This is a genomic window from Amnimonas aquatica, assembly GCF_002943415.1.
Taxonomy (GTDB): Bacteria; Pseudomonadota; Gammaproteobacteria; order Pseudomonadales; family Moraxellaceae; genus Perlucidibaca; species Perlucidibaca aquatica_A.
This window is the reverse complement of record NZ_PTQZ01000065.1, coordinates 1-8,072: the sequence shown is the minus strand read 5'-3', so window position 1 is coordinate 8,072 and position 8,072 is coordinate 1. Positions and strand designations below refer to the sequence as shown.

Here is an 8,072-nt window from a genome sequence, read left to right as displayed (position 1 = left end):
CACCAGCAGCGGCGGGCAGCGGTGACCATCCTCCAGCAGCGCCACGGCGTCATGGCCGCGCCAGGCCTGCCGGTCTTCGCCGAGATAGCGGCCGAAGGCCTTCTCGCCCCACGGGCACTGCATGGGCGCAGAGATCGGCGCGAACGCCGATACCGACTGGTACAGGCCGGGGTGGCGCAGCGCCAGCGTGAGTGCGCCATGGCCGCCCATGGAGTGGCCGGAGAGGCCTACGCGGGCCGGGTCGGCCGGGAAGTGCGCGAGGATCAGGTCGCGCAGCTCGCCGGTGACATAGCTTTCCATGCGGTAGTTCGCGGCCCAGGGCGCCTGGGTGGCATCGAGGTAGAAGCCTGCGCCGACACCGAAGTCCCAGTGTTCGCTCTCGCCGGGAATGCCGGCGCCGCGCGGGCTGGTGTCCATGGTGACCAGCATGAGGCCGTATTCGGCGGCCAGACGCTGGGCGCCGGCCTTGATCATGAAGGTCTCTTCGGTGCAGGTCAGTCCGGCGAGCCAGAACAGCACCGGCACGCGTTCGCCGGCCAGCGCGCGCGGCGGCTGGAACACGCTGAAACGCATGGGCAGGCCGACTGCCGCCGAGGCGTGCTCGTAATAGCCCTGCAGGCCGCCGAAGCAGCCGTGGCTGCTGCGGGTCTCGAACGCGGCCGCGCCCATGTCAGAACTCGACCACGGAACGGATGGACTCGCCGCGCTTCATCAGCGCGAAGCCTTCGTTGATGTCTTCCAGCTTCAGCTTGTGGGTGATCAGCGAGTCGATGTTGATCTTGCCCTCCATGTACCAGTCGACGATCTTCGGCACGTCGGTGCGGCCGCGCGCGCCGCCGAAGGCCGAGCCTTCCCACTTGCGGCCGGTGACGAGCTGGAACGGGCGCGTGCTGATCTCGGCGCCGGCCTCGGCGACACCGATGATGATGCTGCGGCCCCAGCCCTTGTGCGTGCACTCCAGCGCCTGGCGCATGACCTTGGTGTTGCCGATGCACTCGAAGCTGTAGTCGGCGCCGCCGTCGGTGAGCTGGATGATGGCATCGACGATGTTGCCGCCGGCGGCTTCGATGTCCTTCGGGTTGAGGAAGTGGGTCATGCCGAACTCGCGTGCCATCTTTTCGCGATCGGAGTTCAGGTCGACGCCGATGATCTTGCCGGCACCGACCATCTTCGCGCCTTGGATCACGTTCAGGCCGATGCCGCCGAGACCGAACACGACCACGTTGGCGCCGGCCTCGACCTTGGCGGTGAACAGCACCGCGCCGATGCCGGTGGTGACGCCGCAGCCGATGTAGCAGACCTTGTCGAACGGGGCGTCCTCGCGGATCTTCGCCAGCGCGATCTCCGGCACCACGATGTAGTTGGAGAACGTCGACGTGCCCATGTAGTGGAACAGGTCCTGGCCGTCGAGCGAGAAGCGCGAGGTGGCGTCCGGCATCAGGCCGCGGCCCTGGGTGCTGCGGATGGCCTGGCACAGGTTGGTCTTCTGCGACAGGCAGAACTTGCACTCGCGGCATTCCGGCGTGTACAGCGGAATGACGTGGTCGCCCTTGCGCAGCGACTTCACGCCGGGGCCGACGTCGACCACCACGCCGGCGCCTTCATGGCCGAGGATGGCGGGGAACAGGCCTTCCGGGTCGGCGCCGCTGAGCGTGTACCAGTCGGTGTGGCAGATGCCGGTGGCCTTGATCTCGACCAGCACTTCGCCGGCCTTGGGTCCGGCGAGGTCGACGGTTTCGATGGTCAGCGGCTGACCGGCTTTCCAGGCGACGGCGGCGCGGGTCTTCATGGGGCATGCTCCTGACAAGAGTCGGTTTCCGGGTGTGGGCGGAATCTAGCAAAAAAACCGGGGCGGGTGTGCCCCGGCGCATTGCCAGATGGGCGTAGCGGCCTCGTTCAGAGGGTGGAGGCCGTGGTGTCGCCGAGCAGGAAGGCTTCGCTGGCGCGCGCTCGCTCGATGAGGTGGCCGGCCACGCTGGTGACGCGCCGGAGCCGGCGCAGGTCCTCGCTGTAGGACATCCAGAACTGGCGGATCACCGACAGCTCGCCGGGCAGCACGGCAGTCAGGCGCGGGTCGCCGGCAGCCATGAAGCAGGGCAGGATGGCCATGGCTCGCCCCTGCAGCGCGGCCTGGTACTGCGCCAGCACGCTGGTGCTGCGCAGCGGGCTGCTGGCGCCGGGCACGACCTCGTCGAGGTAGAGCAGGCGCGGACTGAAGGCGAGGTCCTGCACGTAGTTGATGAAGCGGTGTTCGCGCAGGTCTTCGCGGCACCGCACCGGCCGGGCGGCGAGGTAGTCCGGCGTGGCGTACAGCGCCAGCCGGTAGTCGCAGAGCTTGACGCAGACATAGGGGCCGCGCGCCGGCCGCTCCAGGGTGATGGCGATGTCGGCCTCGCGCCGCGACAGGTTGACGAAGTGCGGCACCGGCAGCACATCGATGGTGATGTTCGGGTAGCGCTCCTGGAACGCCACCATTTCCGGGATCACGAAATGGATGCCGAAGGCCTCGGTGCAGCCGATGCGGACATGGCCGGAGAGCGCGCCGCCGGTGCCTGACACGGCTTCGCTGGCGGCCTGCATGGCGCCTTCCATGGCTTCGGCGTAGCCGACCAGCTGCTGGCCGTCCTGGGTGAGGCTGAAGCCGTTGCTGCGCGAGCGGTCGAAGAGCAGGGCGCCCATGGCTTCCTCCAGCGCGCGGACGCGCCGGGCCACCGTGGTGTAGTCCACGCCCAGGCGCCGCGCGGCGGCGCTGGCGGTGCCGCCGCGCGCGACCTCGAGGAAGACACGGAGGTCGTCCCAGTTGGCGAGCGGTGCTTTCTTGGTGTCTTTTTGCATATCAAACATGAGTTAATGTCTGTTCATGGTGCATTTTAACCTATGTATGCTCGGTTTTTCCCAGCGCTGCCCGACAGGGTGCGGCGCGTATCGCAAGGCAGACCACCATGACCCAGGCTACCCGCTCCACGGCACCGTCCGGCACCGCCGTGCCCACCATCAAGCTGCTCATCAACGGCGAGTTCGTCGAGTCGCAGACCACGCAATGGCGTGATGTCGTCAATCCGGCGACCCAGCAGGTGCTGGCGCGGGTGCCGCTGGCCACGCCGGAGGAGCTGGCGGCCGCCGTGGCGGCGGCGAAAGCGGCGTTCAGGACCTGGCGCAAGACGCCGATTGGCGCGCGCGCGCGCATCTTCCTCAAGTACCAGCAGCTGATCCGTGAAAACATGAGTGAGGTGGCGGCGCTGCTCACCGCCGAGCAGGGCAAGACCCTGCCGGACGCCGAGGGCGACATCTTCCGCGGTCTCGAGGTGGTGGAGCACGCCGCCAACATCGGCAGCCTGCAGATGGGTGAGCTGGCCAACAATGTCGCCAATGGCGTCGACACCTACACGCTGCAGCAGCCGCTGGGCGTGTGCGCGGGCATCACGCCGTTCAATTTCCCGGCCATGATCCCGCTATGGATGTTCCCCATGGCCATCGCCACTGGCAACACCTTCGTGCTCAAGCCCTCCGAGCAGGACCCGATGAGCACCATGCGCCTGGTCGAGCTGGCGGTCGAGGCCGGCATTCCCGCCGGCGTGCTGAACGTGGTGCATGGCGCCGAGGACGTGGTCAACGGCCTCTGCGATCACCCGGACATCCGCGCGATTTCCTTTGTCGGTTCCACCCGTGTCGGCACCCACGTCTACAACCGCGCTTCGCTCGCCGGCAAGCGCGTGCAGTGCATGATGGGCGCCAAGAACCACGTCGTGGTGTTGCCCGACGCGCCCAAGGAGCAGACCCTCAATGCCCTGGTCGGCGCCGGTTTCGGTGCCGCCGGCCAGCGCTGCATGGCCTCTTCCGTGGTGGTGCTGGTGGGCGAGGCGCGGGCCTGGGTCGACGAGATCGCCGAGCGCGCGAAGACGCTTAAGGTCGGCGCCGGCCACGAGCCCGGTGTTGATGTCGGCCCGGTGATTTCCTGCGCCGCGCGCGCGCGCATCGAGAGCCTGATCGCCACCGGCCTGGAGGATGGCGCGCGGCTGGTGCTCGATGGCCGCAATCCGCCGGTGCCGGGCTACGACAACGGCAACTTCGTCGGCCCCACGCTGTTCGCCGGCGTCAAGCCGGGCATGCGCATCTACGATCAGGAGATCTTCGGGCCGGTGCTGTGCGTGGTCGAGGTCGACACGCTGGATGACGCCATCGCGCTCATCAACGCCAACCCGAACGGCAACGGCACCGGTCTCTTCACCCGCTCCGGCGGCGCAGCCCGGCACTTTCAGGAGGAGATCGATGTCGGCCAGGTCGGTATCAACGTGCCGATCCCGGTGCCGGTGCCGCTGTTCTCCTTCACCGGCTCGCGCGGCTCCAAGCTCGGCGACCTCGGCCCCTACGGCAAGCAGGTCGTGCTGTTCTACACCCAGACCAAGACCGTGACCGCGCGCTGGTTCGACGAGGATGCGGTGAGCACGGTCAACACCACCATCAGCCTGCGCTGAAACGTTTCGGGAGAGGCGAGGGCATGGATTTCGAACTGAACGCGGACCAGCTGGCTTTCCAGCAGCTCGCCCGTGATTTCGCCGAGCGCGAGCTGGCGCCGCACGCCGCGCGCTGGGATGCCGAGCAGGTGTTCCCGGTCGATGCGCTGCGCCAGGGCGGGCAGCTCGGCTTCTGCGGGCTGTATTCGCCCGAGGCCCAGGGCGGGCTCGGCCTGAGCCGGCTGGACTCGGCGCTGGTGTTCGAGGAGCTGGCCGCCGCCGACCCGTCCACCGCGGCCTTCTTCACCATCCACAACATGGCGACCTGGATGCTCTGCAGCTGGGGGCAGCCGGCGCTGCAGGCGGCATGGGGGCCGCTGCTGACCTCCGGCGAGCGCCTGGCCTCGTATTGCCTGACCGAGCCGGACGCCGGTTCGGACGCCGCCGGCCTGAAGACCGTGGCACGCCGCGAAGGCGAGGGCGCGGATGCCGTCTACGTGCTCAAGGGCTCGAAGATGTTCATCTCCGGCGCCGGTGACACCGACATGCTGGTGGTCATGGCGCGTACCGGCGGTCCGGGCGCGAAGGGCATCAGCGCGATCGCCGTGCCCGCAGATGCGCCGGGCATCCGCTACGGCAAGAAGGAAGAGAAGATGGGCTGGAACAGCCAGCCCACGCGCGCCATCTTCTTCGATGACGTGCGCGTGCCGGTGGCCAACCGCCTGGGCGAGGAGGGCGAGGGCTTCCGCATCGCCATGAAGGGGCTGGACGGCGGCCGTATCAACATCGCCACCTGCTCGGTGGGCGCCGCCCAGGGCGCGCTCAACGCGGCGCAGCGCTACCTCGGCGAACGCCGCCAGTTCGGCAAGTCGCTGGCCGAGTTCCAGGCCCTGCAGTTCCGCCTCGCCGACATGGCCACCGAACTGGTGGCGGCGCGGCAGATGATCCGCCTGGCAGCGGCGAAGCTCGATGCCGGCCACTCCGAGGCCAGCACCTACTGCGCCATGGCCAAGCGCTTCGCCACCGATGCCGGTTTCCAGATCTGCAACGAGGCCCTGCAGCTCCATGGCGGCTACGGCTACCTGCGCGACTACCCGCTCGAGCGCCTGCTGCGCGATGCCCGCGTGCACCAGATCCTCGAAGGCACCAACGAGATCATGCGCGTGATCGTGGCGCGCCGCCTGCTGCAGGACGACGGCCCGGAGGCCATCCGCTGAGGCTGTGGCCGCGCGCACGCGCATTGCCGGCCGTGTCGCGGCTGGTGCAACGACAACAACATGCCGGTCGCCAGCAGCGGCCAGAGGGATACACATGACAGACAAGATCGCCTTCATCGGCCTCGGCAACATGGGCGGCCCCATGGCCGTGAACCTGCGCAAGGCCGGCTTCGACGTGACCGCCACCGACCTGTCGCCGGAGGCGCGCGCGCGCGTCGCGGCCGATGGCGTGGCGGTGGCCGACAGCGCCGCCGGCGCGCTCGCCGGCGCCGGCGTGGTGATTTCCATGCTGCCGGCCAGCCGTCATGTCGAGGGCCTCTACCTGGGTGACGGCACGGCCGGCAACCCGGGGCTGCTGGCGACGCTGCCGGCAGGCACGCGTGTCATCGACTGCAGCACCATCGCACCGGCGAGCGCGCGCAGGGTCGCGGCCGCTGCCGCTGCGCGCGGCCTGTCCATGATCGATGCCCCGGTGTCAGGCGGCACCGCCGGCGCCGCTGCCGGCACGCTGACTTTCATGGTCGGCGGCGATGCCGGCGCGGTCGAGGCCGCGCGGCCGTTCCTCGCCGCCATGGGCCGCAACATCTTCCATGCCGGCGGCAGCGGCGCCGGCCAGGTCGCCAAGGTCTGCAACAACATGCTGCTGGCTATCCACATGATCGGCTCGGCGGAGGCGCTCAGCCTGGGCGTCAACAATGGCCTGGACCCGGCGGTGCTGGCCGAGATCATGAAGCAGAGCTCGGGCGACAACTGGTCGCTGCAGAAGTACAACCCGGTGCCGGGCGTGATGGACGGTGTGCCGGCATCGCGCGGCTACAGCGGCGGCTTCGGTTCCGACCTCATGCTCAAGGATCTGGGGCTGGCGGAAGAGGCGGCGCTGGCCACCGGCTCGGCGATCCCGCTCGGCGGCCTGGCGCGCAACCTCTACGCCGCGCACAGCGCCGGCGGCGCCGGCGCGCTGGACTTCTCCAGCATCATCCGGCTGCTGCAGAAACGGACGGACTGAGGCGGGCAGGGAAACCGGCTGCAGGCAAAGGGCCTGAGCAAAGGGCCTCAGCCGGCCCAGGGCGGCATGGGTGCGGTCAGGGGCGTGCCGTCGTAGCCCAGCACCTGCCCGTACTCGCGCGCGAAATACCCGTCGCGGTCGTTCCATTCCCGGCAGGCCTGCGTCAGCTCTTCGCGCGTGCGGCCGACGAAGTTCCACCAGACCAGCAGGTCTTCACCCATGGGCTCGCCGCCCAGCAGCAGGGCGCGGAAGCCCGCGCCGGCCTGCAGCGACAGGCTGGTGCGGCCGGCGCCGAGATAGAGCAGCTGGCCCGGGCGCAGGGTTTCCCCGGCCACCGACAGCTCGCCCTCTAGCACCTCCAGCCCGTACTCGAAGCGGGCATCCAGCGGCAGCGAGGCTTCGGCGGCATCGGCTCCGTGCAGCTCCAGCCCGACCAGCGGACTGTAGATGATGCCCGGCGAGCGTTCGCCCAGCGCCTCGCCGAGCATGACGGTGACGCGCAGGCCCTGGTGCTCGACCACGGGCAGCGCGGCGTGGTGCGCGAACGCCGGCGCGCAGTGGCGGGCGTGCTCGGGCAGGGCGATCCACATCTGCGCGCCGTGCAGCACGGGCGAGCGTTGCGCCGGTGATTCCTCGGAGTGGCTGATGCCGCGCCCGGAGGTCATGAGGTTGAGCTGGCCCGGACGGATGACCTGCAGCGAGCCCAGGCTGTCGCGGTGCAGGATCTCGCCGGAGAGCAGCCAGGTCACGGTCTGCAGGCCGATGTGCGGATGCGGCCCGACGCGCATGCCCTGCCTGCCGCTGTCCGGCGTGCCGACATCGACCGGGCCGAAGTGGTCGAGGAAGCACCAGGCGCCGATCTGCCGGCGCTGCACCGTGGGCACCGTGCGCACGATGCCCATGCCTTCGCCGAGCACCACGGATTTGCCGGTGATGAGTTGCATGTCGGCCTGTGTCATGGCGGCGCTCCTCAACGGCCGCCGACGCGGCGGGTCCAGTCCGCCAGCGCCGCCAGCAGTTTCGCCAAGTGCTCGCGCGTGCGTTCGTCGCTCAGCCGGCCATCGTGGAAGCGCTCGTGCGCCTGGCCGATCATCACTTCCGGCTTGTTCAGCAGATGCATGTCCATGAACACCAGGGTCTGGCGCAGGTGATACTGGGCGCGGGCGGTGCCGAACTGGCCCATGCTGGCGCCGATGATGGCGCCCGGCTTGCCGGCCAGCGGCTGCGGCTTCAGGCGCGATAGCCAGTCGATGGCGTTCTTCAGCACGCCGGGCACCGAGTAGTTGTATTCCGGCGTGGCGATCAGCACCGCGTCGGCGGCGGCGATGCGCGCGCCCAGCGCGGTCACGGCATCGGGAATGCCGCGCGCTTCGTCGTCCTGGCTGAACAGCGGAA

8 protein-coding genes are annotated in these 8,072 nt (G+C 69.3%); 3 read left to right on the top strand and 5 right to left on the bottom strand.

Annotated features, from left to right (window positions below):
* From fghA to C5O18_RS04145, 3 genes are all read right to left on the bottom strand, one after another.
* A partial coding sequence (gene fghA / locus C5O18_RS04155; protein ID WP_105191724.1) for an S-formylglutathione hydrolase occupies positions 1-669 on the bottom strand: 669 nt, incomplete at its 3' end.
* Position 670: 1 nt separating this feature from the next.
* Positions 671-1,789 (bottom strand): S-(hydroxymethyl)glutathione dehydrogenase/class III alcohol dehydrogenase, encoded by a 1,119-nt coding sequence (locus tag C5O18_RS04150; protein ID WP_105191722.1) that lies wholly within the window; start codon positions 1,787-1,789, stop codon positions 671-673.
* A 107-nt stretch (positions 1,790-1,896) separates the two neighbouring features.
* The gene (locus C5O18_RS04145; protein ID WP_206389718.1) at positions 1,897-2,844 is read right to left on the bottom strand and encodes a LysR family transcriptional regulator; all 948 of its coding nucleotides are present in this window, start codon (positions 2,842-2,844) and stop codon (positions 1,897-1,899) included.
* 98 nt (positions 2,845-2,942) lie between these two features.
* Here C5O18_RS04145 and C5O18_RS04140 point away from each other — a divergent pair, with 98 nt between their 5' ends.
* The 3 genes from C5O18_RS04140 (at position 2,943) to mmsB (ending at position 6,677) form a co-directional block, all read left to right on the top strand.
* A complete protein-coding gene (locus C5O18_RS04140; protein ID WP_105191718.1) occupies positions 2,943-4,475 on the top strand; it encodes a CoA-acylating methylmalonate-semialdehyde dehydrogenase in 1,533 nt (510 codons plus the stop codon).
* A 23-nt stretch (positions 4,476-4,498) separates the two neighbouring features.
* Positions 4,499-5,671 carry an acyl-CoA dehydrogenase family protein gene (locus C5O18_RS04135; protein ID WP_105191716.1) on the top strand — a complete coding sequence of 391 codons (1,173 nt, stop codon included), beginning with the start codon at positions 4,499-4,501 and terminating at the stop codon, positions 5,669-5,671.
* Between the two features lie 94 nt (positions 5,672-5,765).
* Entirely contained in the window at positions 5,766-6,677 is a 912-nt protein-coding gene (gene mmsB, locus C5O18_RS04130) for a 3-hydroxyisobutyrate dehydrogenase (protein WP_105191714.1), read from the top strand.
* Positions 6,678-6,724: 47 nt separating this feature from the next.
* Here the strand turns inward: mmsB and C5O18_RS04125 are convergent, their stop codons facing one another.
* A complete protein-coding gene (locus C5O18_RS04125) occupies positions 6,725-7,636 on the bottom strand; it encodes a pirin family protein (RefSeq protein WP_105191712.1) in 912 nt (303 codons plus the stop codon).
* A gap of 11 nt (positions 7,637-7,647) precedes the next feature.
* Positions 7,648-8,072, bottom strand: a 425-nt coding sequence (locus C5O18_RS04120) for an NADPH-dependent FMN reductase (RefSeq protein ID WP_105191710.1), incomplete at its 5' end; no start/stop codon positions are given.